We start from the raw sequence: 22,955 nt of genomic DNA on the forward strand, positions 1-22,955 counted from the left end.
TGAGCCGTGGGGGCCGGCTCGCTCAGCCCGCGCTGGCCGCGCGCCACCGCTCGAGCACCTGGGCCGCCCGGCCACTGTCGAGCGACTCGCGTGCGTGGCCGGTGGCGGCAAGAAGCCGCTGGACGAGCGTTCCGTCGCCCGTCCCCGGCAGCGTGCCGTCCGCGACCAGCGCAGCAGCGGTGTTGAGCACGACTGTCTCCCGCACAGGACCGAGCGCACCGTCGAGCAGCCGGCGCGCGACCTCGGCGTTGTAGTCGGCTTTGGCTCCGCGCAGGGACTCGAGCTCGATGCGGTCGAACCCGAGATCGGCCCAGTCGACGACGACCTCGTCGACCAGCCCGTCGCGGACCTCCCAGATCTTGGTGGGTCCGGTGGGGGCGATCTCGTCGAGGCCGTCCTCGCCCCGGAAGACGAGCGCGCTCGCACCTCGACCCGCCAGGACCCCCGCCATGAGCGGTGCCATCCGGGCGTCTGCGACGCCGATCGCGGCCGACCGGGGCTGCGCAGGGTTGGTCAGCGGTCCGAGGAAGTTGAAAGCAGTTCCGATCCCCAGCTCGCTGCGGGCAGGCGCGGTGTGCCTGAAGGACGGGTGGAACACCTGAGCGAAGCAGAAGGTGATCCCGACCTCGGTCGCCAGCTCGGCGACGCGTGCCGGCGGATGGTCAAGGCGGATTCCGAGCGCCTCCAGCACGTCGGCGGACCCGGAGGACGACGACGCCGCCCGGTTCCCGTGCTTGACGACGGTGAGTCCCGCACCGGCGACGACGAGCGCGGACATGGTCGAGATGTTGACGGTGTGGGAGCGGTCACCGCCCGTCCCGACGATGTCGATGGTGCGTCCCGGGACGGTGATCCGGACGGCGTGCTGCAGCATCGTGTCCGCGAGGCTGGTGAGCTCGGTGACCGTCTCGCCCTTGGTCTTCAGCGCGATCAGGAAGGCCGCGACGCGTGGCGTCGACGCCTCGCCGCTCATGATCTCGCTCATCGCCCAGCCGGTCTGCTCGCCGGTGAGGTCCTGCCGGTTGACGAGCGCGGCGAACAGGTCCGACCACGTCGGAACGTCGGTCATCGGGCGACTGCCCGGGCCTCGACCAGTGCAGCGACGGCCGCGTGGAGCTCGACCGGGTCGAGGGGACGGCTGACGACCGCCTCGGCGTTGGACCATGACGCGAGCCAGGCGTCCTGCGGTCGACCGGTGAGCACGAGGATCGGCGGGCAGCGGTAGATCTCGTCCTTGAGCTGCCGCGCGAGACCCATCCCACCGACCTTGTCGGCCTCTCCGTCGAGGATCAGAAGATCCAGGCCGCCGGCCTCCGTCTGCGCGATGACGGCCGGCCCGGTGGCGACCTCGACCCACTCGATGACCGGGGCACCCCGGCGCAGCCGTCGACCGACGGCCAGCCGGACCTGCTCGCGCGCGTCCACGTCGTCGCTGTACAGCAGGATCCGCGGCGCCGGGACGGCTGCTGCGTTCTCGGGCTGGCCCGTGCTCATGGGGGTCCTCACTCATCGTCGACGTGCGTCCGAGGGAATCTTGGCACGCCGCGCAGCGGCTCGGCGCGGAGCAACACGATCTCGGCGTCGGGACCCATAGCACGGCGCCGCGACGCGCCGGTCTGCGCGGTTGCGACGACGGGTCCTCAACGGCCGCTCGGAGGTCCCGATGGGGCGCCGGTTGCCGCATGATTCTGCGGGCGACCCAGCAGCTCCTCGCGCCCGTGGGGCCACGGATCCTGACGGTGTGACATTTAACCGTCGACGCCCCGCCGTTCCAATGACCCACGAGGGGGCCTGTTCGGCCATAATGGCGAACGTGTCGACCGCAACGGCTGCCCCCCGCACCAGCCCCCACGTGAGCGTCAACCGACCGAACCCCGTTTCGGTAGGCACGATCGTGTGGCTGGCCAGCGAGCTCATGTTCTTCGCAGGCCTCTTCGCGATGTACTTCACGCTGCGCTCAGCGGCGCCCGAGGAATGGGCGTTCTGGACCGCGAAGCTGAATGTGCCCTTCGCGACCGCCAACACGATCGTCCTCGTTCTGTCGTCGGTGACGTGCCAGGCGGGCGTGTTCGCGGCGGAGCGGTTCCAGCCGGTGCGGAGCGGCACGCTGCTCAACGTGCGCCGCTGGGGGATGAACGAGTGGATGACCCTGACCTACCTGATGGGTTCGGTCTTCGTCGCTGGTCAGATCTACGAGTACGCGAGCCTCGTGCGGGAGGGCCTGACACTGGCGTCGAGCCCGTACGGCTCTGTGTTCTACCTGACGACCGGGTTCCACGGCCTCCACGTCCTCGGCGGCCTCATCGCCTTCATCTTCCTGCTCGGTCGTTCATTCAGCGCGAAGCGGTTCGGCCACCACGAGGCGACCACCGGGATCGTCGTGTCCTACTACTGGCACTTCGTCGACGTCGTGTGGATCGCGCTCTTCGCGATGATCTACCTGCTCAAGTAGCAGGCCGCGGGCCCGTTGCCCGCACCTGAACCCATCCCAACGTGCGAGACGAGGAACGATCCGTGAAGGCACTCGCAGCCCGCAGGCAGGATCGGCGCGCGCCGATCGTGCTGCTCCTGCTGGCGCTGCTGCTCACCGGTGGCTTGTACGCGGTGCTTGCACCGACGTCAGCCGGCGCGGCGACCGTGAAGGCGGACGCCAGCGACATCGCCAACGGCGAGAAGCTGTTCCAGGCCAACTGCGCCACGTGCCACGGACCCTCCGCGGCCGGCACCGAGAGTGGTCCGTCGCTGATCGGCGTAGGCGCCGCAGCCGTGGACTTCCAGGTCGGCACCGGTCGGATGCCCGCCCAGATGAACGGGCCGCAGATCCAGGAAAAGCCCGTCCAGTTCGAGCAGGAGCAGATCAACGAGCTCGCGGCGTACGTGGCGTCGCTCGGTGAAGGCCCCGCCATCCCGACCGCAGAGATGGTCGACCCAACCCTCGGCGACGCGGCCAACGGGATGTCGATCTTCCGCACCAACTGCGCGATGTGCCACAACGCCGTAGGCGCTGGCGGTGCTCTCTCGCAGGGCAAGTTCGCGCCGAAGCTGTGGGACACGACGCCGACGCACATCTACGAGGCGATGCTCACCGGTCCGCAGTCGATGCCCGTGTTCAACGACGCCAACATCACGCCGGAGGAGAAGCGCGACGTGATCGCCTTCATCGACCAGCAGGGTGGCGCGTCCCCGGGAGGCCTGACGCTCGGCGCTCTCGGCCCTGTCAGTGAAGGCCTCTGGGCGTGGGTGGTCGGCCTCGGCCTGCTCATCGGCGCAGCGGTCTGGATCGGAGCAAAGTCCTCGTGAGCATCCACGAACCGGCCCCCGAGGCCGCGACCGACAACTCGCTCGTCCTGCGCGAGGACGGCACCTACCCCGAGCGGTTCGAGGACCCGGGCCACCCGGAGCACCACCAGCGCATGGGCGATGTCGACCCGAAGGCGAACAAGAAGGCCGAGCGTCAGGTCGTCTTCCTCTTCGTCATCTCGATCGTCGCCACGATCGGTTTCCTCGTGGCGTACTTCGCGGTTCCGCCGGGCGACACGCCCGAGTCGATGCGCCTGTCCAACCTTGTGCTCGGCCTTGGGCTGGCCCTCTCGCTCCTCGGCATCGGCCTGGCTGGCGTGCACTGGGCCAAAGCCCTGATGAACGACCACGAGAAGGCTGAGGACCGCCACGAGCAGCGCAGCTCCGACCAGACGCGCGTCGAAGCCATCGAGGTGCTCAAGGACGGCGCAGCAGACTCGGCCATCGGTCGGCGCAGCCTATTGCAGGGCACGATGATCGGCGCCCTCGCCCTCTTCCCGCTCGCGATCGTCGTCCCGATCGTCGGCAACGTCGGTGGCGACTGGAACGTGAGCAAGTTCGGCCACACCATGTGGCGCAAGGGGACCCGCCTCACGACGGACCCGGCAGGGCGTCCCATCAAGGCGTCCGACGTGACCATCGGCTCGGTCTTCCACGTGATCCCGGACAAGCTCGACGAGGAAGAGCACCCCCTCGACGAGAAGGCCAAGGCGGTCGTCCTGATGGTCCGGCTCGACCCTGAGGATCTCAAAGAATCCGAGGAGCGGAAGAGTTGGTCCTACAACGGGATCGTCGCATACTCGAAGATCTGTACCCACGTGGGTTGTCCGGTCGCGCTGTACGAGCAGCAGACTCACCACCTCCTGTGCCCGTGCCACCAGTCCACGTTCGACGTGGCGGACGGGGCAAAGGTCGTGTTCGGACCGGCGAAGCGGCCGCTGCCGCAGCTGCCGATCACCGTCGATGACGAGGGCTACCTGATCGCTCAGAGCGACTTCGACGAGCCCGTCGGCCCGACCTTCTGGGAGCGACTGACACTGTGACCACGACATCCAGCCCCTCGCCCGTCGAGAAGATCGCCGCGGGTACGGCGGACTATCTCGACCAGCGGACCGGTATCGGCACCGCAGTCAAGGTCTTCGCGCGCAAGATCTTCCCCGACCACTGGTCGTTCCTGCTCGGAGAGATCGCGCTCTACAGCTTCATCAGCATCCTGATCTCCGGCGTCTTCCTCACGCTCTTCTTCGTGCCCAGCATGAACGAGGTCGTGTACGACGGGCCGTGGGAGTCACTTCAGGGCGCCCACATGTCCGAGGCGTTCGCCTCGACGCTCAGGCTCTCCTTCGAGGTCCGCGGCGGTCTGCTCATGCGGCAGATCCACCACTGGTCCGCGCTCATCTTCATGGCCGCGATCGTCACGCACATGATGCGCGTGTTCTTCACCGGCGCCTTCCGCAAGCCTCGCGAGGTCAACTGGGTCGTCGGCTTCACGCTGCTCATCCTCGGCCTGGCTGCCGGCTTCTCGGGCTACTCGCTCCCCGACGACGTCCTGTCCGGCAACGGTCTGCGCATCACCGACGGCGTGGTCCGGGCCATCCCGATCATCGGCAGCTACACGTCGTACTTCCTCTTCGGCGGCGAGTTCCCCGGCGAGGTGCTGATCCCTCGGCTGTTCACCGTCCACATCCTCCTGGTGCCTGCGCTGATCCTTGCGCTCATCGGTCTGCACCTGTTCTTCGTCGTGCTGCACAAGCACACCCAGTACCCGGGGTCCGGGCGCACGAACAAGAACGTCGTCGGCTACCCGCTCTTCCCCATCTACGTGGCGAAGGCCGGCGGCTACTTCTTCATCGTGTTCGGCGTGATCGCACTCATGGCGGCGACCATGACGATCAACCCGGTCTGGAACTACGGGCCGTACGACCCCTCCCCCGTGTCTGCCGGTGCACAACCCGACTGGTACATGCTGTTCCTCGAGGGATCGCTGCGTCTGATGCCGGGCTTCGCCGAGGTCGTCATAGGCCAGTACACGATCCCGCTCAACGTGATCATCCCTGCGATGGTCGTGCCGGGGATCTTGTTCACGGGCCTCGCGCTGTACCCGTTCATCGAGGCGTTCGCCACGGACGACCACAAGGAGCACCACGTGCTCGACCGGCCGCGCAACCGGCCGTTCCGCACCGCCTTCGGTGTCTCGCTCCTGACCGCGTTCTTCATCCTCGTGCTGGCCGGGTCGAACGACCTGATCGCGACCCACTTCCACCTGTCGATCAACGACATCACGTGGACCTTCCGCGCGCTGATCTTCCTCGGTCCGTGGTTCGCGTTCTGGATCACCAAGCGCATCTGCCTCGGCCTGCAGCGCAAGGATCGAGAGCTCGTCCTGCACGGTCACGAGACCGGGCGGATCGTCCGGTTCGCCAACGGTGAGTACATCGAGGTGCACAAGCCGCTCAACCAGCACGAGCGGTGGCTGCGGGTTCAGCACGACAACCTCCGCCCGGTGGAGATCGAGCCGGCAGAGGACTCCCGCGGCGTTCGTCGCAAGGGCTACCGGCTGGACCGCATGCGTCAGCGGCTCTCTCAGACGTTCTATGAAGACCGCATCGAGCCCGTCACGCCGGCAGAGCTCGTGGCCGCGCACTCGCACGGGGCGCACGACTCGATCAGCGGAGCCGACCACGGCCCGGCGGAGCTTGCAGGTGCCGGTTCCTCGACGGCTGCCGTCGGCGGCGGCCAGCACCTCATCGATCCGCAGGATGAGACCGCCCCTGACGGGCGGAATCACTGATCCTCAGCAAGAGTTGTCCGAGGAGTCGGGCGGCTCGCCGTGACGGCGAGCCGCCCGTTTCTCTGTCTTCCAGAGGTCGTAGCAGACGGCCTCGAACCGACGCAGGAGAGGTACTCACGCATGGCTGACTACTCGCTTCCGGATCTGCCCTACGACTACGCGGCGCTCGAGCCGCACATCTCGGGGCGCATCATGGAGCTGCACCATGACAAGCACCACGCGGCCTACGTCACCGGCGCGAACACGGCGCTCGAGAAGCTCGCCGCGGCCCGGGCCGCCGACGACTTTGCTGCGGTGAACCTCCACGAGAAGAACCTGGCGTTCAACCTGGGCGGCCACGTCAACCACTCGGTCTTCTGGCAGAACCTCTCCCCCGAGGGCGGCGACAAGCCGGCTGGTGAGCTGGGCGCAGCAATCGACGAGTTCTTCGGCTCGTTCGAGGCGTTCCAGAAGCACTTCGCCGCCAACGCGCTCGGCATCCAGGGGTCTGGTTGGTCGATCCTCGCGTGGGACTCGATCGGTCAGAAGCTCGTGATCGTCCAGCTGTACGACCAGCAGAGCAACATCGCGCTGGGCCTCGTCCCCGTCGTGGTTCTGGACATGTGGGAGCACGCCTTCTACCTCGACTACGTCAACGTGAAGGCGGACTACGTCAAGGCGTGGTGGAACATCGTCAACTGGGCCGACGCGGCAACGCGCTTCGACCGCGCACGGACCCAGACCGCCGGCCTGATCGTGGCCGTCTGAGGCCTTCGTAGGCCAGCAGAACGCCCGGAGGCCCGTACTCGTCGTCGAGTGCGGGCCTCCGGGCGTTCTGTCGTCTGCGGGCCTCTCGAGCCCGTCAGGACTGCTTGTCGAGAGTTCCGATCTCCTTGCCGGAGTCGCCGAGGACGGTCATCGCGTCGCCGTCTACGGTCGCCGTGGACGCCCCGGACAGCCAGGTGTCGACGTCGGCGCACGCCATCATCGTCGCGGCGAACGCTCCGAACTTGATGTCGGATCCGTCGATCGTCCAGGTGCCGTTGAGCTGGTTGCATCCGTCGGAGCCGCTCACCGAGCCGTCGTCCTTCAGCTCGAGCTTGACCACCGGATCTGAGTCCGACTCGACCCACTGGCCCGTGACGTCACCGGACGAGAGCGTGGAGCCGGATGAGGAATCATCGCTCGAGCACGCGGTCAACGCCGCCCCGACGAAGGCGACGAGCAGGATCGATCGGGCCACGACCGCGTGGGGCTGCATCATGCGGACGACGCTAGCAGGCGCACCGGGTCGCAGGCGCAGGACCTGCGGTGAGACGTCAGTGGGCGTGCTGTCCTCGCGAGAACTCGAAGACCCACCCGACGAGGCCGATGATCCCGAGCGCGAGCCCGATGAAGGACAGCCAGAACCCGATCGCGAAGCCGGCGAAGACGATGGCCGCGGCCACACCGAGCACCAGCGGCCACCAGCTCCAGGGGCTGAACACTCCCTGGTCGCCTGCGCCCTGCTCGATCTCACCGTTCGGGTCGTCCTCGGGGCGCTCGTCGATGCGGCGACCCAGCAGCGCGAAGTACGCGCCGATCATGCCGACCAGACCGCCGACGAGCGGGATCCCGACGGTGCCCACGGGCTCCCCGTCACTCCACCAGGCGTAGATCAGGCCGACGGGAACGAAGAACAGGACCCCGTAGAGGAAGAGCTTCGTCTCGAGCTTCACTTCTCGTCCTCGCCGTCCGCGTCAGTACCGGTGCTGGGCCGCTCCTCGACGATCGTCGCGGTGGACTGCTCGGGCTCGCCCTTGTCGTTCACGATCCGGTCGCGAGCGACGTCCTGCTGCCCGCGACGATCCGACTCCCAGTCCAGCAGACCCGGATCGGGCTCCACGAAGTCCATCGCGGCGACCTCGGGGTGGTGCAGGTCGAACGCGGGGCGCTCCGAACGGATCCGCGGGAGCGACGTGAAGTTGTGCCGCGGCGGGGGGCAGCTGGTGGCCCACTCGAGCGAGGCACCGTAGCCCCACGGGTCGTCGACGGTCACGAGGGGGGCGTTGCGCCACGTCGTGTAGACGTTCCAGAGGAACGGCAGCGTCGACGCCGCAAGGATGACCGCGCCGATGGTCGAGACCTGGTTCATGACCGTGAAGTTGTCGTCGGGCGAGTAGTCCGCGTACCGACGCGGCATGCCCTTCACGCCGAGCCAGTGCTGGATCAGGAACGTGGTGTGGAAGCCGATGAAGAGCAGCCAGAAGTGAAGCTTGCCGAGGCGCTCGTCGAGCATCCGGCCGGTCATCTTGGGCCACCAGAAGTAGAACCCGGCGAACATCGCGAACACGACCGTGCCGAACACCACGTAGTGGAAGTGCGCCACGACGAAGTAGGAGTCCGACAGGGGGAAGTCGAGCGCAGGGCTGGACAGGATGATGCCCGTGAGGCCACCGAAGAGGAACGTGACCAGGAAGCCGATCGTCCAGAGCATGGGTGTCTCGAACGTGAGCTTGCCCCGCCACATGGTGCCGATCCAGTTGAAGAACTTCACACCGGTCGGCACTGCGATGAGCATCGTCATGAACGAGAAGAACGGCAGGAGAACCGAGCCGGTGACGTACATGTGGTGCGCCCAGACGGTCACCGACAGCGCAGCGATCGCGATCGTCGCGTAGACAAGTCCCTTGTAGCCGAAGATCGGCTTGCGGCTGAAGACCGGCAGGATCTCGGTGACGATGCCGAAGAACGGCAGCGCGATGATGTAGACCTCGGGGTGCCCGAAGAACCAGAAGAGGTGCTGCCACAGGATGGCGCCACCGTTCTCGGGGTTGAAGACCTGTGCGCCGAAGCGGCGGTCGGCGCCGAGCGCGAACAGCGCGGCGGCCAGGGGCGGGAACGCCATGAGCACGAGCAGCGACGTCACCAGGGTGTTCCAGGTGAAGATCGGCATGCGGAACATGGTCATGCCGGGTGCGCGCATGGTCACGATGGTGGTGATGAAGTTGACCGCGCCGAGGATCGTGCCGAATCCCGCCAGAGCGAGCCCGAACACCCAGAGGTCTCCACCGAGCCCCGGCGAGTAGACCGTGTTGGACAGGGGCGCGTAGGCGAACCACCCGAACGACGCAGCGCCCTGGGGCGTGAAGAAGCCGAAGCCGGCGATCGTGCCACCGAAGAAGAAGAACCAGTACGCGAGCATGTTCAGCCGCGGGAACGCCACGTCGGGCGCGCCGATCTGCAGCGGCATGATCACGTTGGCGAAACCGGCGAACAAGGGCGTGGCGAACAGCAGCAGCATGATCGTGCCGTGCATCGTGAACGCCTGGTTGTACTGCTCCTTCGACTGGAACACCTGCATGCCCGGGTCGAAGAGCTCCGCGCGGATGAGCAGCGCGAGCGTGCCACCCACGGCGAACCAGACGAACGACGTGATCAGGTACAGGTACCCGATCGTCTTGTGGTCGGTAGAGGTGACCCACTTGATCACCGTGCGGCCGAGCGTCTGACGCGACGGCGCCAGACCGGGGATGTGCTCCGCGACGGCGGCCATCAGTTCTCGCCTTCCTTCGCCGCGTCGGGCGCGGTGTCCTGCAGGCGGCTGTACTCGAGTCCGAGCGAGCCCTCCTGACCCTTCGCCTTGAGGTCGGCGATGTGCGCCTCGTAGTCCTCACGCGAGACCACGTTGACGTTGAACAGCATCGAGGAGTGGTACTCACCGCAGAGCTCGGCGCACTTGCCCTCGTAGAAGCCGATCTCCTGCGGCGTGAGCTGGAACGCGTTCGTCTTTCCCGGGATCACGTCCATCTTCATGAGGAACGCCGGCACCCAGAACGAGTGGATCACGTCGCGCGAGTCGAGCGTGAACTCCACCGACTCGTCCACCGGGAGCCAGAGCGTGACCTGGTCACGGAGCACGCCGGTGCCGGCGCTGCCGACGTCCTGCGCGTGCTGGCCGGTCTCGTACGCGTCGTCGTCGAGGTAGTTGAAGTCCCAGCTCCACTGCTTGCCGATGACCTGAACGTGGTTCTCGGTCTCGCCCGAGGTGTCGACGAGCGCGCTCGTGTCGCGGTTCGTGTAGTAGAAGAGCACACCGACCATGACGATCGGCAGGATCACGTACATGAGCTCGAGGGGCACGTGGTACCGGAGCTGCACGGGCAGCGTGTCGTCTGCCTTGCGCTTCCGGTAGACCGTGACGCACCACAGGATCAGGCCCCAGGTGATGACACCGACGATGAGCGCGGCGATCCACGAACCGACCCAGAGGCTGGTGACCCGACCCGTCTGGTTCGTGATCTCGTGCTCGGAGGAGCCGGGGAGCCAGCCGCGCTGGACCTCGGCGGAACATCCGCTCAAGGCGACAGCGACGACAGCAAGCAGGCCAGCAGCGACCAGCGCTGGCCGCCGCTTGCGACGGGGGGTGTCCGGGTGCAACGGGGGGACCTCTCACTCGCGTCCCGACGGCGCTCCGGCGGTGCAGGATGCGTCGTTCGGGACCTTCGTCCTCGACTGGTGCAGCGTAGCGCCCCGAACCGCTCGTTTCGTGCTGAGGACGCCTGTTGACGACGCCGTGTCAGCACGACGTTGGTCACCTCCCGCCCGCGTCCGAAGGTCACGGACCTGTTCCAGCACCCCGTCGGGAGCGTTCGTCTCCCGCCTGGTCAGCGGGCGCTCAGGGTTACCGTGCCTGCGTGAGCACGAATCGCGAGAACGAGAACGGCCGGCCTCCGGACCCTGCCGTTGTGACGGACACCACTGCCGGGCGAGTCGTCCTCGATGCCGGTGGACGCGCGCCGATGCTCGCGGAGGCACGTGCGGCGTTCGTGGAGGCCCTCGACCAGGGGTGGGCGGACCCTCGACGGGTCCATGCCGAGGGGCGGCGCGCCCGCATGCTGCTCGACGGGGCACGTGAGGCGATCGCCACGATCGTCGGCGCTCGGACCGAGGACGTCGACCTCGCGCCGTCGCACACCGCTGCGCTGCACGGTGCCGTCCGGTCCGTCCTGCGCGGCCGCCGGCGCACCGGGGCGGACGTCGTCGTGGGCGCCGTCGAACGGGCGGCCGTCCTCAACGCCGCAGACTTCTCGGGGAACAGGATCACGGTGCCGGTCGACCCCACCGGCCGGGTCGAGGTGGCCGAGTTCGTGGAGGCTGTCCGCCGCCCCGGCGTGGCCCTCGCCGCGCTCCAGCACGCGAACGGCGAGGTCGGCACGTTGCAGCCCGTCGACGTCGTGCACGACGCGGCGCGGGCGGCGGGCGTGCCCCTCGTGATGGACGCGGGGGCGAGCCTGGGCCACGTCCCCGTCGGCGACGCCTGGGACGTGCTGGCCGGCGACGCAGGCGACTGGGGCGGTCCGAGCGGGATCGGATTGCTCGTCACCCGCTCCGGCGTCCGGCGCTCCCCGGACTGGCCGGACGACGAGGACCGCTGGTTCCCTGGTGGCGTCAGCGTCCCAGCCGCACTCGCGGCCGCCGTGGCGCTCCAGGTGGCGGTAGGTGCACGCGACGACCGGACGCGCCGCGAGCTCGTCGACCACATGCGCGCGCGCATCGCGGCGCAGGTGCCCGACGTCGACGTCGTCGGAGATCCCGTCGACCGTCTGCCGCACGTCCTGACCTTCTCGTGCCTCTACGTCGAGGGCGAGGCACTGCTGGGCGCACTGGATGCGCGAGGGTTCGCGGTCGGCTCCGGGTCGGCGTGCACGTCGAGCGCTCTCGAGCCCAGCCACGTGCTCGCGGCGATGGGCGCGCTGACGCACGGAAACATCCGGGTCGCGCTGCCGCGAGGTACGCGCCCGGCGGACGTCGACCGGTTCCTGGACGAGCTCCCCAGCGTCGTGGCTACGGTCCGTGAGGCATGGGGGGTCGGCGCACTGTGATCGTCGTCGACGCCCGCGGGCTCCGTTGCCCGGCGCCGGTGATCCGGCTGGCGCGGGCTGCGAAGGATGCGCCGGTCGGCAGCACGCTGACCGTCCTGGCGACGGATCCGGCGGCCGTTCACGACGTACCGGCATGGGCCAGGATGCGCGGGCACGTGATGCTGGAGTCGACCGAGAGCGACGGCGTCCACGCGCTCACCGTCCGCACCCAGGCATGAGAAGAGGGGCCCGGCAACGGCCGGACCCCTCTCTCGATCGGGTCAGCTGAACGAACCGCCGCACGCGCAGGCGCTGCCAGCGTTCGGGTTGTCGATCGTGAAGCCCTGCTTCTCGATCGTGTCGGCGAAGTCGATCGTCGCGCCCTCGAGGTACGGGACGCTCATGCGGTCCACGACGACCTCGACGCCGTCGTAGTCCTTCACGGCGTCGCCGTCGAGGACGCGCTCGTCGAAGTACAGCTGGTAGATCAGGCCAGAGCAGCCACCGGGCTGGACGGCGACACGAAGACGCAGGTCGTCGCGGCCCTCCTGCTCCAGGAGGCTGCGGACCTTTCCGGCGGCGACGTCGGTGAGGAGGACGCCGTGCGTCGTGGTCTGCGTGGTCTCGCTCATAGTCTCTCCAGTGGGCTCACGGGATGGTGCGTCGGCACAGTCGGCCTGAAACCTCCTGCGTAACAGCACCAGGCGCCGGGTTGTTCCCTCCAGGGTACGTCTCCCCCGCACGATCACCGGTGTGCGATGCGTCGCACCGTGTCGCGTGCTATCGGGACCACGTCCGGGCAACCCTCGCGGCGCGCGCGGCCAAGGTCTGCGCGGGTGCTGCGAGTGCTTCGCGTACCCCCTCAGCAGTGCTCGCCACCGCGTACGCGGCCGTGATCCCCGCCGCTGAGAGCTCCCTGCGACCGACCAGGACCTCGCCCGCAAGCACGACCGTGGGGACGCCGTGCGCGAGCGCCCGCGACGCGACCTCGGTCGCGGCCTTGCCGTGCAACGACTGCCAGTCGAACCTGCCCTCCCCGGTCACGACCAGGTCGACCTCGGCGATCCGCGCGCCGAGCCCGACCGCGTCGGCCACGAAGCCTGACCCTGGGACGAGCCGACCCCCGACGAGCGACAGCCCGAAACCCAGCCCTCCCGCGGCACCGGCCCCCGCTGCGGTGGTCAGGCGCGTCGTCCCGGACGCGGCTCGTGCACCGGCCATGAGATCGGGACGGACCGCGTCACCCAGCGCTCCGGCTGCCACATGGGCGAAGTCGGCGAGGGCGCGCTCGAGCGCCTGCGCCTGCTCGGGCGTCGCGCCCTTCTGCGGGGCGAAACCCGCACTCGCACCCTGCAGACCGAGCAGCGGAACGTCCACGTCGGTCGCGACGACGAGGTCGACGCCTCGGAGCCGGTCGCGCAGGGCCGGCAGACCCGCGACGTCGTCGGCCGTGACCGCTCCAAGGGTTGCGCCACCTCGCGCGAGGTCGTCGGACAGCCCCGGCACGCGGAGCGCGTCGGCGAGCGCGACCAGGGCACCAGCGCCTGCGTCGTTCGTCGCGGAGCCGCCGAGTCCGACCACCACCCGGGTGGCTCCCTCGGCGAGCGCGGCCGCGAGCACGTCACCCACCCCGCGCGACGTCGTCCGGCCGGGATCACGCCGCTCGGGCGGGACGAGAGGCAGGCCGATCGCCTGCGCCGACTCGACGTAGGCCGTTGCCCCGACGCGCAGGAACACGACCGGAACGGGCTCTCCGACGGGAGAGAGCACCGTGACAGGGACGAGGTCACCGCCCAAGGCGCGGTGAAGCGTCGCGACGAACCCGGGTCCTCCGTCGGAGAGCGGGCACGTGAGCACGTCGTCATCCGGCGCGACCGTGCGCCAGGCGCCGGCGATGACGTCCGCCGCCTCGTCGGCCGTCAGGCTCGAGCCGAAGCTGTCGGGGGCGATGAGGACGCGCACGCCGTGCATCGTGGCACGCCTGACGGGCGTCGCGGACCGTGTGGGAGGATCGGCGCGTGAGCGTGACCACGGATCGACGCACCTTCCCCGAGCCGGCTCCGTCGGCCCTCCTGCTGCTGGGGCGCGGCATCGACCTCGCCTCCGAGCGTGGGGTCGAGTGCGTCGGGGACCTCCCGGCAGCCAGCGACCCGGACCTCGTCGAACGGGCACGCGCGGCCCGTGCGGCGCTCGGCACCCGCGCGTTCGTGCTCGGCCACCACTACCAGCGCGACGAGGTGATCGACTTCGCCGACGTCACGGGCGACTCGTTCAAGCTCGCCCGCGAGGCCGCGGCGCGACCCGACGCCGAGTTCATCATCTTCTGCGGCGTGCACTTCATGGCCGAGTCCGCGGACATCCTGACGTCGGAACACCAGAAGGTGATCCTCCCCGATCTGGCAGCCGGTTGCTCCATGGCGGACATGGCGGCCATCGACCAGGTCGAGGACGCGTGGGACGTGCTCGCCGACGCCGGGATCGCCGACGACACCATTCCGGTGACGTACATGAACTCCACGGCCGCGATCAAGGCGTTCACCGGACGCCACGGCGGCACGATCTGTACCTCGTCGAACGCGCACGTCGCGCTCCGGTGGGCGTTCGACCAGGTCGGCGGCATCGAGGGCACCGGCAAGGTGCTGTTCATGCCGGACCAGCACCTCGGCCGCAACACCGCGGTGCTCCAGCTGGGTCTGTCCCTGGACGACTGCGTGGTGTTCGACCCACGCAAGCCGGGTGGCGGTCTGACCACCGAGCAGCTGCGGGACGCGCGCATGATCCTGTGGCGCGGCCACTGCTCGGTGCACGGCCGCTTCTCGGAGCGCAACGTCACCGACATCCGCGCCGCCGTCCCGGACGTGACCGTGCTCGTGCACCCCGAGTGCAAGCACGAGGTGGTCACGGCGGCAGACATGGTGGGGTCGACCGAGTACATCATCAAGGCCCTCGATGCCGCCGAGCCGGGCAGCTCCTGGGCCATCGGCACCGAGCTCAACCTGGTGCGGCGGATCGCAGCGGCGCACCCGGACAAGAACGTCCACTACCTCGACTCCACGGTCTGCTTCTGCTCGACCATGAACCGCATCGACCTGCCACACCTGGTCTGGGCGATGGAGTCCTTGCTCGCCGGCCGAACCGTCAACCAGATCGTCGTGGACGCGGACGTCGCACACTGGGCGCGGGTTGCTCTCGACCAGATGCTCGCGTTGCCCGGGTACTGACATGTCCACGGGGAACGGCCTGCGCATCGGGATCTTCGTGTTCGACGGCGCCGAGGAGCTCGACGTCGTCGGTCCGTACGAGGTGCTGAAGTTCTGGGCCGACCACTCCGAGCTGCACCCCGAGGTGCTGACGTTCTCGTCGGACGGCGGTGGGGTCGTGTGCGCCAAGGGACTACGGCTGGTACCCGACACCTCCGCGGGCGGCCTGGGCCCACTGCACGTCCTGGTCTACCCCGGCGGTCACGGCACGCGGCTCCTGATGCGACAGCCCGAGCACCTGGCGTGGGTCCATGAGATGCGCGCGTCGACGCCCCTCCTCGCCAGCGTCTGCACGGGTGCCCTGGTGTACGCGGCCGCGGGGCTGCTCAGCGGTCGGCCGGCGACGACGCACTGGGCCGCATTCGACGAGCTGCTCGAGCTCGAGCCGGACGTGCTCGCCGACACGGAGTCGCGCTTCGTCGACGACGGCGACCTGGTCACGTCGGCAGGCGTCTCGGCGGGGATCGACATGGCACTCCATCTCGTCGCCCGGCTCGAGTCGGTCGACGTGGCCCGCGACGTGCGCCGGGGCATCCAGTACGACCCGCAGCCACCGGTGTAACCCGATGCTTGGATGGATGAATGGCTCGGACCGTTCCGCTCCTGCCCTGCGGTGACCTTGACGAAGCAGTCAGGTTCTACGGCAGCCTCGGATTCGAGGTGACCTCGCAGCAGTACCGACCGAGCCCGCACGCCGCGTTTCGCAGGGGCGACCTCGGCCTGCACGTGTATGGGATGCCCGACTGGGACCCCGAACAGTCGCACTCGTCGTGCCTCGTTCTCGTCGATGACACCGAGGCACTCTGGCGCGAGTGGGCCGACGGCCTGCGAGGCCTCTACGGCCGCATCCCGGTCGCCGGGCTCCCCCGGATCACCCGGCCGCGGCACCGCGCCAACGCAGCTGGCCGCAGCGGGTTCTCCCTCGTCGACCCGAGCGGAAACTGGATCCGCGTGTACGGCGAGGTCTCGGACACTCCTGCTGCCACGACACCGCTTGCGCGCGCCGTCGAGAACGCGGTGGTGCTCGCCGACTCCCGCGGCGACGAGGCCCAGGCACTCAAGGTGCTTGCCGGTGCCGAGCGCAGAGCGGACGAGTCGACACCCCGAAAGGACCGCGTCGCAGCGCTGGCCCTCGTCGCCGAGCTGCAGCAACGGCTCGGAGACGACGCCGCGGCGGCCGTCACGCGGGGCCGCCTCGCTCAGCTCTGAGCGAGCCTCTCGAGCAGAAGCGCCTCTGCCAGCACGACCTTCTCCAGCTCTGCGAGGTGCACGGACTCATTGGCACCGTGCGCGCGGCTGTCGGGGTCCTCCACGCCGGTGACGAGGATCGACGCGTCCGGGAACACGTCGAGCAGGTCGGCGATGAACGGGATGGAGCCCCCGACGCCGATGTCGACGGGCGCGGTGCCCCAGGCCTGCGCGAACGCCCAGCGAGCGGATCGCATGGCAGGCGAGTCCGTGGGCGCCTGGAACGGCTTGCCGGCCTCACCCTCGGTGACGGTGACGCGAGCGCCGAAGGGTGCGTGGCCGAGCAGGTGCGTCCGCAGCGCGTCCATCGCCGCGACCGGATCCTGCCCCGCGGGGATCCGCATGGACAGCTTGGCCGACGCCCGGGGCGTGATCGTGTTCGACGCGCTGGCCACCCGCGGCGCGTCCAGGCCGATGACGCCGATGGCCGGCCTCGTCCAGAGCCGGGCCGTGATCGGACCCGTCCCGGCGAGACGGACCCCGTCGAGAACTCCTGCGTCCGCGCGGAAGGCGGCCTCGTCGTAGTCCACCGTGGGGTCCGGCGCGCGCACGAGCCCGGCGACCGCCACGTCCCCGGCGTCGTCGTGGAGCGTGGCAAGCAGTCGGGCGAGCAAGGTCGGGGCGTCCAGGACGGCGCCGCCGAACATGCCCGAGTGGACCGCGTGGTCGAGCACAGCCACCTCCACCACGCAGTCGACGAGCCCACGCAGCGAGGTCGTCAGGCCCGGCACACCGACAGCCCAGTTGGACGAGTCCGCCACGACGATGACGTCAGCCGCGAGCAGGTCCCGGTGCGCGGTGAGGAACGGCAGGAAGGTGGGCGAGCCGATCTCCTCCTCCCCTTCCACGAACACGGTCACACCCACCGCGAGATCGTCGGCAAGCACGCGCAGTGCCCCGACGTGGGCCATGATCCCCGCCTTGTCGTCTGCCGCGCCGCGCCCGTACAGGCGTCCGTCTCGCTCGGTCGGGACGAACGGCGGCGTGTCCCAGTCGGCGTCGTCTCCGGGCGGTTGGACGTCGTGGTGCGCATAGAGCAGGACGGTCGGCGCCCCCGGCGGGCCGGGACGCCGCGCGACGACCGCGGGTGCCCCACCGCCCACGCGCAACACCTGGACGTCGTCGAAGCCGACCCCCCGGAGCAGACCGACGACGGCGTCCGCGCTCGCGGCGACGTGCGACTGGTCGAACTCCGCGTTGGAGACGCTGGGGATCCGCACCAGCGCCTCGAGATCTGCCCGCAGGACGCTGAAGAGGCCCGCCGTCCGCAGACGCAGCACCTCGGTCCGGTCATCGGTCGTGGTTGTCTGTTCGGTCACGCCTCTGCACGCTACTCGACTACCCTTGGCTCCGTGCCCGGACGCAGCAACGACCAGCAGCCCGCCCTGTCGGAGGGCCCCAGCGAGCCCGTAGGCAAGGGCAGGCCGACGCCGAAGCGCAAGGAGGCAGAGGCGGCGAACAAGCGCCCTCTGGTCAGCTCCGACCGCAAGGGCGCGAAGAGCGCGCAGGCGGACAGCCGCAAGAAGCAGCGCAACCTCGAGTACCAGGCGATGCAGACCGGCGACGAGAAGCACATGCCGCTCAAGGACCGCGGGCCGCAGCGCCGGTTCATGCGGGACGTCGTCGACGCCCGGTGGAACCTGGGCGAGTTCGTCCTTCCTGTCGCGGTCCTGCTGATCGTGGTGCAGCTGATGTTCGCCAAGAACACGGCCATCGCCGGCGGCGCGATCCTTGCGCTCTATGCGTACATGGTCCTCTTCTCGGTCGACGCGTTCTTCCTCTGGCGCACCACGAAGAAGCGCCTCAAGGCCAAGTTCGGTGACGACGTGCCCCTCAAGGGGGCGCCGTTCTACACGGTCGTCCGAGCGCTCCAGATCCGCCGTTCACGGCTGCCGAAGCCCCAGGTGAAGCGGGGCCAGTACCCCAGCTAGGGTCGAGGAATGGTTTCCTACCGCTACCTCGGCCGCTCCGGCCTCAAGATCACCGAGATCACCTACGGCAACTGGCTCACGCACGGGTCGCAGGTGGAGAACGACACCGCGAAGGCCTGTGTCCGAGCTGCACTGGATGCGGGCATCACCAGCTTCGACACCGCGGACGTCTACGCGAACACCAAGGCCGAGTCCGTCCTGGGTGAGGCACTCAAGGGCGAACGGCGCGCATCGCTCGAGATCTTCACCAAGGTCTACTGGCCGACAGGCCCCGGCGGCGCCAACGACTCGGGTCTTTCCCGCAAGCACATCCTCGAGTCGATCGACGGGTCGCTGAAGCGCCTGAAGACCGACTACGTCGACCTGTACCAGGCGCACCGGTACGACGAGTCGACCCCGCTCGAGGAGACGATGCAGGCGTTCGCGGACGTGGTTCGGTCCGGCAAGGCGCTCTACATCGGAGTCAGCGAGTGGACCGCGGACCAGATCCGTGCCGGTCACGCACTCGCGCAGGACCTGGGTGTCCACCTCATCTCAAACCAGCCGCAGTACTCGGCGCTGTGGCGCGTCATCGAGGGTGAGGTCGTCCCGACGTCGGCCGAGCTCGGCATCTCGCAGATCGTCTGGTCTCCCGTCGCGCAGGGCGTTCTCACCGGCAAGTACCTGCCCGACAAGCCCGTTCCAGCCGGGTCCCGTGCCACCGACGAGAAGGGCGGCGCAGGATTCATCGGGCGGATCCTCGCCCGTCGCGAGGTCCTTCCTCGTGTCCAGAAGCTGCGGCCGGTCGCCGACGAGCTCGGCATCTCGATGGCCCAGCTGGCGGTCGCCTGGGTGCTGCAGAACGAGAACGTCGCCTCCGCGATCATCGGTGCCTCCCGTCCCGAGCAGGTGACGGAGAACGTGAAGGCGTCCGGCGTGGTCATCCCGCCTGAGCTCCTGAAGCGGATCGACACCGTCCTCGGCGACTCGGTGGTCGACGACCCCGCAGAGACAGCCCTGGGCGCCCCGGGGCCTCGCTGACACCGGGCGGTTCGCTGCGCTGACTCAGACCGGCATGACGGCCGGCTCCGCGACCGCGGGGTCGGCCGTCGGCACGGTGAGCCGCGGTAGGAAGACGTGCACGAGCGGGCCGATCGCCAGCGCATAGACGACGGTGGCCGGCCCGAACGTACCGCCGAGGATCCAGCCGGCGGTCACGACCGTGGCCTCGATCCCCGTGCGGACCAGCCGGATCGACCAGCCGGTCCGCGCGACGAGCCCTGTCATGAGACCGTCGCGCGGACCCGGCCCGAGCCGCGCGCCGACGTACAGGCCGGTCGCCAGGCCGTTGAGCACGATCCCGCCGAGCGCTGTCGCTCCGCGCACACCGAGCGGCAGGGGTTCCGGCAGCTGGCCGAGCAGGCGGAGGAACGGGTCGACGAGCACACTGATCACGGCGACGTTGGCGACGGTGCCGACACCCGGGCGCTGCCGCAGGGGGATCCAGCACAGGAGCACCACGACGCCCGTCAGCAGCGTCACCATCCCGAACGACAGGCCTGTGTGCTTGACGATCCCCTGAGTCAGCACGTCCCACGGCATCGATCCCAGGTCCGCGTCCACCACGATCGCGATCGATGCCGCGTACAGGACCAGCCCGACGAGGAGCTGCGCACACCTGCGGGTCATCGGAAGTTCCACTCGGTCCACCCGTATCGCGGCTCGCGCGGGGGTCGGCTGCGGCGCCGCGCGAGCCGCGCCACCGTCCAGACTAACGCCGCTGCCAGAAGGAGAATCAGAAGGATCCATAGCCACATGGTCATGGTTCCCAAGTGTTGTGGGCCATTGGCCTTTCTTCACATAGCCACCTGTGGAACAGTGGCCCCATGACACCTGGTGACCTCCCCGCGGACCGCCGGATCAGTGGTCGGCGGCTCCAGTCCGTGCTCGGCACCTGGCAGCGCCCCGGGCCTGCCTACGTCGCACTCGCCGATGCACTGCGCGCGGCCATCCTGTCGGGAACCGTGCCCTTGAGCACCCGGCTGCCGAGCGAGCGCGAGCTCGCCGACGCCGCGGGCGTGTCGCGGACGACCACCACGGCGACCTACGGACTGCTCCGCGACGAGGGGTACCTGGCCAGCCGACGCGGCTCCGGCACCGTGACCACCCTGCCGGCAGGACGGGGAGCCCGCTCCGCCTTCGAACGGTCCCACGACGGGGAGCCGGGAGTCGTGGACCTGTCCATGGCAGCGCCGTCGGCCCCGTCGGTCCTGCACGGCGCGTACCTGGCCGCACTGGACGCCCTCCCCCGGCACCTGACCGGAACCGGCTACGCGCCCCTCGGCCTGCCCGTCCTGCGCGAGGCGATCGCCGGGTGGTACTCCCGCCGGGGCACTCCTACGACACCGGACCAGATCCTGGTGACGGCTGGTGCTCAGCAGGCCATCCACCTGCTCGCGCACGCCCACGCGGGCCCAGGCGACCGCGTTGTCGTCGAGCACCCCACGTACCCGCACGCCATCGAGGCCGTCCGCGGCTCGGGCGCACGGCCGGTGCCCGTGCCGTCCGGCGAGCGGGGGCTCGACATCGACCTTCTCGAGTCGACGATCCGCCAGGTCGCCCCGCGGCTCGTCTACCTCATCCCCGACCACCGGAACCCGACGGGCACGTCGCTCGACGACGACGAGCGTGCAGCGGTGCGGGCCATGGCGCGTCGGTACCGCACGACCGTGGTCGGCGACGAGGTCATGACCGAGCTGACGGTCGACGGACCCGCACCGTCCTCGTTCACCGGCGACGGGACCGGATCGGCGTTCGTGGTCTCGATCGGGTCGGCGTCGAAGTCGTTCTGGGGCGGTCTCCGCGTCGGCTGGGTGCGCGGGCACCCCGACCTGGTGACCAGGCTCGCGTCCGCACGCTCGAGCGTCGACATCGGGACGCCGCTCCTCGAGCAGCTGGTCGTCACCGAGCTGCTCGCCAGACCGGTCGAGCTGCTCGACCGCCGGCGCGCCGTCCTGCGTGAGCAGCGCGACCTCCTCGCCGGCCTCCTGCTCGACCGACTGCCGTCGTGGCGCTTCGAGCTCCCCCGCGGTGGTCTGTCGCTGTGGGCCGACCTCGGTGCCCCCGTGTCGAGCGCACTGGCAGCGATCTCGGTCCGGCACGGCGTGCGGATCGTCCCCGGGACGGCGTTCGGGGTGGACGGCAGCTTCGAGCAGAACCTGCGCATCCCGTACACGACCACACCCGACGAGCTGCACCGCGGAGTCGCGGCACTCGCGGACGCATGGGCGGGCCTCGGGATCACCGAGCCGTCGGCCGGACCGGCGCGCGTGCACGCGATGGTGTGATCAGGTGTAGGGCAGGTTCAGCGTCGGCGTCGACTGGATGCCCTCGTGCAGCAGGCGCACCGCGTGCACACCCTGAGCCGCGAGGGTCCGCCAGTGCTCGCCCAGCCACTGCTCGGCGTCGTACTGCGTGGTGAACACCGGGCTGACCGGGCTGCTCAGCGGCTCGGTGTCCGGGCCGTCGAACCGCCACTCCCACTGCGGTCGCAGCACCATCACGCCACCGCCTTGCGCTGGACGGGTGCGTGCAGAGCCTGGTCGGCACCGAGCGCCCGGGTGATCCGCGAGGGCCAGAACGGCCCCTCGTAGATGAGGCCCGTGTACCCCTGGACCAGGGTCGCGCCGACGGCGACGTACTCGCGGGCGTCGGCCGGGCTCGTGATGCCTCCCACGCCGATGATCACCGCGTCCGTGCCGAGCCGGCTGCGAAGCCGCGCGACGACGTCGAGCCCGCGGGCGAGGACCGGCGGACCGGAGAGCCCTCCGGGTCCGAGATCGTGAGCGATCGTGGTGTTGACGGCGACGATGCCCTCCAGCCCGAGCTCCGCGGCAAGCTCCGCGACCGCATCGACGTCCTCGTCCGACAGGTCCGGGGCGATCTTCACCAGGAGCGGGACCGCGGCCTTGCCGGCCTTGGCCGTCGCCTCGTCCGCGGCCACCCGAGTGGCCTCGAGGATGGGCCGCAACGCCTCGACCGACTGCAGGTCACGCAGGCCGGGGGTGTTCGGGGACGAGACGTTGACCACCAGGTAGTCCGCGTACGGCGCGAGCCGCCCGGCGCTCGTGGCGTAGTCGGTCGGGGCGTGCTCAGCCGGGGTCGCCTTGGTCTTGCCGATGTTCACCCCGACCACCAGCCGACGGCCCGCCGGGGTCGCGCGCAGACGACGCAGGCGAGCGGCGACCTCCGCCGAGCCCTCGTTGTTGAAGCCCATGCGGTTGCGCAGAGCCCGCTGGTCGAGGACTCGCCACAGCCGTGGCGCCTCGTTGCCGGGCTGGGCGTGCGCGGTCACGGTGCCCACCTCGACGAACCCGAACCCGAGCATCGTCAAACCCGCGACGCCCCGGGCGTTCTTGTCGAAACCGGCGGCGAGGCCGAACCGGGACGGGAACCGACGGCCGAAGACCTGGACCTGGCCTTCGACGGGCGCCGCGAAGACCCGGGCCACGACGCCACGCAGCGCAGGGACGCGCGCGACGCCACGGATCAGCCCGAACGAGAGCTCGTGCGCACGTTCGGGGTCCATGCGGCGGAAGACGATGTCGAAGAGCAGGCGGTACAC

The 22,955-nt window shown here is 69.5% G+C and carries 25 protein-coding genes; 13 read left to right on the plus strand and 12 right to left on the minus strand.

The annotated features are described in order from the left end of the window. Positions 1–22: 22 nt before the first annotated feature. Positions 23–1,069 (minus strand): anthranilate phosphoribosyltransferase, encoded by a 1,047-nt coding sequence (trpD, locus tag N553_RS0110735; RefSeq protein WP_028046516.1) that lies wholly within the window; start codon positions 1,067–1,069, stop codon positions 23–25. After that, on the minus strand, positions 1,066–1,494 hold the full coding sequence (locus N553_RS0110740; protein ID WP_028046517.1) for a response regulator transcription factor: 429 nt from the start codon (positions 1,492–1,494) through the stop codon (positions 1,066–1,068). The genes trpD and N553_RS0110740 overlap by 4 nt, the downstream gene beginning before the upstream one ends. 310 nt (positions 1,495–1,804) lie before the next feature. On the opposite strand from N553_RS0110740, the gene N553_RS0110745 reads away from it, so the two are divergent. The 5 genes from N553_RS0110745 (at position 1,805) to N553_RS0110765 (ending at position 6,838) form a co-directional block, all read left to right on the plus strand. Further along, positions 1,805–2,452, plus strand: coding sequence for a heme-copper oxidase subunit III (locus N553_RS0110745; protein WP_081844511.1), 648 nt, complete (start codon positions 1,805–1,807; stop codon positions 2,450–2,452). 62 nt (positions 2,453–2,514) lie between these two features. Continuing rightward, positions 2,515–3,300, plus strand: coding sequence for a c-type cytochrome (locus tag N553_RS0110750; protein WP_028046519.1), 786 nt, complete (start codon positions 2,515–2,517; stop codon positions 3,298–3,300). Then, positions 3,297–4,343, plus strand: coding sequence for a Rieske 2Fe-2S domain-containing protein (locus N553_RS0110755; protein ID WP_028046520.1), 1,047 nt, complete (start codon positions 3,297–3,299; stop codon positions 4,341–4,343). Before N553_RS0110750 ends, N553_RS0110755 begins: the two co-directional genes overlap by 4 nt. Next, positions 4,340–6,091 (plus strand): cytochrome bc complex cytochrome b subunit, encoded by a 1,752-nt coding sequence (locus N553_RS0110760; RefSeq protein ID WP_028046521.1) that lies wholly within the window; start codon positions 4,340–4,342, stop codon positions 6,089–6,091. Before N553_RS0110755 ends, N553_RS0110760 begins: the two co-directional genes overlap by 4 nt. A gap of 120 nt (positions 6,092–6,211) precedes the next feature. Beyond that, positions 6,212–6,838 (plus strand): superoxide dismutase, encoded by a 627-nt coding sequence (locus N553_RS0110765; RefSeq protein ID WP_028046522.1) that lies wholly within the window; start codon positions 6,212–6,214, stop codon positions 6,836–6,838. 94 nt (positions 6,839–6,932) lie between these two features. On the opposite strand, the gene N553_RS0110770 is transcribed toward N553_RS0110765, so the two are convergent. From N553_RS0110770 to coxB, 4 genes are read right to left on the minus strand one after another with little or no spacing between them, the layout of a single operon-like run. Further along, positions 6,933–7,334 (minus strand): META domain-containing protein, encoded by a 402-nt coding sequence (locus N553_RS0110770; RefSeq protein ID WP_051640072.1) that lies wholly within the window; start codon positions 7,332–7,334, stop codon positions 6,933–6,935. A gap of 55 nt (positions 7,335–7,389) precedes the next feature. Beyond that, on the minus strand, positions 7,390–7,788 hold the full coding sequence (locus tag N553_RS0110775; protein ID WP_028046524.1) for a cytochrome c oxidase subunit 4: 399 nt from the start codon (positions 7,786–7,788) through the stop codon (positions 7,390–7,392). Beyond that, positions 7,785–9,605 (minus strand): cytochrome c oxidase subunit I, encoded by a 1,821-nt coding sequence (ctaD, locus tag N553_RS0110780; protein WP_028046525.1) that lies wholly within the window; start codon positions 9,603–9,605, stop codon positions 7,785–7,787. Before ctaD ends, N553_RS0110775 begins: the two co-directional genes overlap by 4 nt. After that, positions 9,605–10,489: a cytochrome c oxidase subunit II gene (gene coxB / locus N553_RS0110785; RefSeq protein WP_028046526.1), complete on the minus strand. Its 885-nt coding sequence runs from the start codon at positions 10,487–10,489 to the stop codon at positions 9,605–9,607. Before coxB ends, ctaD begins: the two co-directional genes overlap by 1 nt. Before the next feature lie 257 nt (positions 10,490–10,746). On the opposite strand from coxB, the gene N553_RS0110790 reads away from it, so the two are divergent. Together N553_RS0110790 and N553_RS0110795 are read left to right on the plus strand one after the other, a co-directional pair. Further along, the gene (locus N553_RS0110790) at positions 10,747–11,934 is read left to right on the plus strand and encodes a cysteine desulfurase family protein (protein WP_255347021.1); all 1,188 of its coding nucleotides are present in this window, start codon (positions 10,747–10,749) and stop codon (positions 11,932–11,934) included. Further along, positions 11,934–12,152 (plus strand): sulfurtransferase TusA family protein, encoded by a 219-nt coding sequence (locus N553_RS0110795; RefSeq protein ID WP_231505268.1) that lies wholly within the window; start codon positions 11,934–11,936, stop codon positions 12,150–12,152. Before N553_RS0110790 ends, N553_RS0110795 begins: the two co-directional genes overlap by 1 nt. A gap of 42 nt (positions 12,153–12,194) precedes the next feature. Here N553_RS0110795 and erpA read toward each other — a convergent pair whose 3' ends face one another. Together erpA and N553_RS0110805 are read right to left on the minus strand one after the other, a co-directional pair. Then, complete coding sequence (gene erpA / locus N553_RS0110800) at positions 12,195–12,545, minus strand: iron-sulfur cluster insertion protein ErpA (protein WP_028046529.1); 351 nt, start codon at positions 12,543–12,545, stop codon at positions 12,195–12,197. A gap of 148 nt (positions 12,546–12,693) precedes the next feature. Beyond that, a complete protein-coding gene (locus tag N553_RS0110805) occupies positions 12,694–13,884 on the minus strand; it encodes a glycerate kinase (RefSeq protein WP_034621779.1) in 1,191 nt (396 codons plus the stop codon). A gap of 53 nt (positions 13,885–13,937) precedes the next feature. On the opposite strand from N553_RS0110805, the gene nadA reads away from it, so the two are divergent. The 3 genes from nadA to N553_RS22255 are packed head-to-tail and all read left to right on the plus strand — an operon-like array spanning position 13,938 to position 16,382. Continuing rightward, positions 13,938–15,134, plus strand: coding sequence for a quinolinate synthase NadA (gene nadA, locus N553_RS0110810; protein WP_197030064.1), 1,197 nt, complete (start codon positions 13,938–13,940; stop codon positions 15,132–15,134). A 1-nt stretch (position 15,135) separates the two neighbouring features. Next, entirely contained in the window at positions 15,136–15,735 is a 600-nt protein-coding gene (locus tag N553_RS0110815) for a DJ-1/PfpI family protein (RefSeq protein WP_028046532.1), read from the plus strand. Positions 15,736–15,755: 20 nt separating this feature from the next. Then, on the plus strand, positions 15,756–16,382 hold the full coding sequence (locus tag N553_RS22255; RefSeq protein ID WP_034621781.1) for a VOC family protein: 627 nt from the start codon (positions 15,756–15,758) through the stop codon (positions 16,380–16,382). Here the strand turns inward: N553_RS22255 and N553_RS0110825 are convergent. Continuing rightward, on the minus strand, positions 16,373–17,740 hold the full coding sequence (locus N553_RS0110825; protein WP_028046533.1) for a dipeptidase: 1,368 nt from the start codon (positions 17,738–17,740) through the stop codon (positions 16,373–16,375). The two genes, N553_RS22255 and N553_RS0110825, sit on opposite strands and share 10 nt — an antisense overlap. Positions 17,741–17,773: 33 nt before the next feature. Here N553_RS0110825 and N553_RS0110830 point away from each other — a divergent pair, with 33 nt between their 5' ends. Both N553_RS0110830 and N553_RS0110835 read left to right on the plus strand, forming a co-directional pair. Continuing rightward, positions 17,774–18,352 (plus strand): DUF3043 domain-containing protein, encoded by a 579-nt coding sequence (locus tag N553_RS0110830; RefSeq protein WP_028046534.1) that lies wholly within the window; start codon positions 17,774–17,776, stop codon positions 18,350–18,352. Between the two features lie 9 nt (positions 18,353–18,361). Beyond that, the gene (locus N553_RS0110835) at positions 18,362–19,372 is read left to right on the plus strand and encodes an aldo/keto reductase family protein (protein ID WP_028046535.1); all 1,011 of its coding nucleotides are present in this window, start codon (positions 18,362–18,364) and stop codon (positions 19,370–19,372) included. Between the two features lie 24 nt (positions 19,373–19,396). Here the strand turns inward: N553_RS0110835 and N553_RS22260 are convergent, their stop codons facing one another. Next, entirely contained in the window at positions 19,397–20,020 is a 624-nt protein-coding gene (locus N553_RS22260; RefSeq protein WP_051640073.1) for a YitT family protein, read from the minus strand. Between the two features lie 197 nt (positions 20,021–20,217). Here N553_RS22260 and N553_RS22265 point away from each other — a divergent pair, with 197 nt between their 5' ends. Next, positions 20,218–21,678: a PLP-dependent aminotransferase family protein gene (locus N553_RS22265; protein WP_034621784.1), complete on the plus strand. Its 1,461-nt coding sequence runs from the start codon at positions 20,218–20,220 to the stop codon at positions 21,676–21,678. Here N553_RS22265 and N553_RS0110850 read toward each other — a convergent pair whose 3' ends face one another. Next, positions 21,679–21,891: a hypothetical protein gene (locus tag N553_RS0110850; protein ID WP_028046536.1), complete on the minus strand. Its 213-nt coding sequence runs from the start codon at positions 21,889–21,891 to the stop codon at positions 21,679–21,681. It abuts the gene before it with no gap. Next, the gene (locus N553_RS22270; protein WP_051640074.1) at positions 21,891–22,955 is read right to left on the minus strand and encodes a quinone-dependent dihydroorotate dehydrogenase; all 1,065 of its coding nucleotides are present in this window, start codon (positions 22,953–22,955) and stop codon (positions 21,891–21,893) included. The genes N553_RS0110850 and N553_RS22270 overlap by 1 nt, the downstream gene beginning before the upstream one ends.

The organism is Cellulomonas sp. URHE0023 (assembly GCF_000688475.1).
Taxonomy (GTDB): Bacteria; Actinomycetota; Actinomycetes; order Actinomycetales; family Cellulomonadaceae; genus Cellulomonas.

What these genes read in the sequence shown, in the direction of transcription:
- N553_RS0110765 (WP_028046522.1), top strand. Translation starts at nt 6,212, where the DNA reads ATGGCTGACTACTCGCTTCCGGATCTGCCCTACGACTACGCGGCGCTC.
- N553_RS22260 (WP_051640073.1), bottom strand. Translation starts at nt 20,020, where the DNA reads ATGACCCGCAGGTGTGCGCAGCTCCTCGTCGGGCTGGTCCTGTACGCG.
- erpA (WP_028046529.1), bottom strand. Translation starts at nt 12,545, where the DNA reads ATGAGCGAGACCACGCAGACCACGACGCACGGCGTCCTCCTCACCGAC.
- N553_RS22265 (WP_034621784.1), top strand. Translation starts at nt 20,218, where the DNA reads ATGACACCTGGTGACCTCCCCGCGGACCGCCGGATCAGTGGTCGGCGG.
- trpD (WP_028046516.1), bottom strand. Translation starts at nt 1,069, where the DNA reads ATGACCGACGTTCCGACGTGGTCGGACCTGTTCGCCGCGCTCGTCAAC.
- N553_RS0110740 (WP_028046517.1), bottom strand. Translation starts at nt 1,494, where the DNA reads ATGAGCACGGGCCAGCCCGAGAACGCAGCAGCCGTCCCGGCGCCGCGG.
- N553_RS0110805 (WP_034621779.1), bottom strand. Translation starts at nt 13,884, where the DNA reads ATGCACGGCGTGCGCGTCCTCATCGCCCCCGACAGCTTCGGCTCGAGC.
- N553_RS0110745 (WP_081844511.1), top strand. Translation starts at nt 1,805, where the DNA reads ATGGCGAACGTGTCGACCGCAACGGCTGCCCCCCGCACCAGCCCCCAC.
- N553_RS0110835 (WP_028046535.1), top strand. Translation starts at nt 18,362, where the DNA reads ATGGTTTCCTACCGCTACCTCGGCCGCTCCGGCCTCAAGATCACCGAG.
- N553_RS0110770 (WP_051640072.1), bottom strand. Translation starts at nt 7,334, where the DNA reads ATGATGCAGCCCCACGCGGTCGTGGCCCGATCGATCCTGCTCGTCGCC.
- N553_RS0110850 (WP_028046536.1), bottom strand. Translation starts at nt 21,891, where the DNA reads ATGGTGCTGCGACCGCAGTGGGAGTGGCGGTTCGACGGCCCGGACACC.
- N553_RS22255 (WP_034621781.1), top strand. Translation starts at nt 15,756, where the DNA reads ATGGCTCGGACCGTTCCGCTCCTGCCCTGCGGTGACCTTGACGAAGCA.
- N553_RS0110815 (WP_028046532.1), top strand. Translation starts at nt 15,136, where the DNA reads ATGTCCACGGGGAACGGCCTGCGCATCGGGATCTTCGTGTTCGACGGC.
- ctaD (WP_028046525.1), bottom strand. Translation starts at nt 9,605, where the DNA reads ATGGCCGCCGTCGCGGAGCACATCCCCGGTCTGGCGCCGTCGCGTCAG.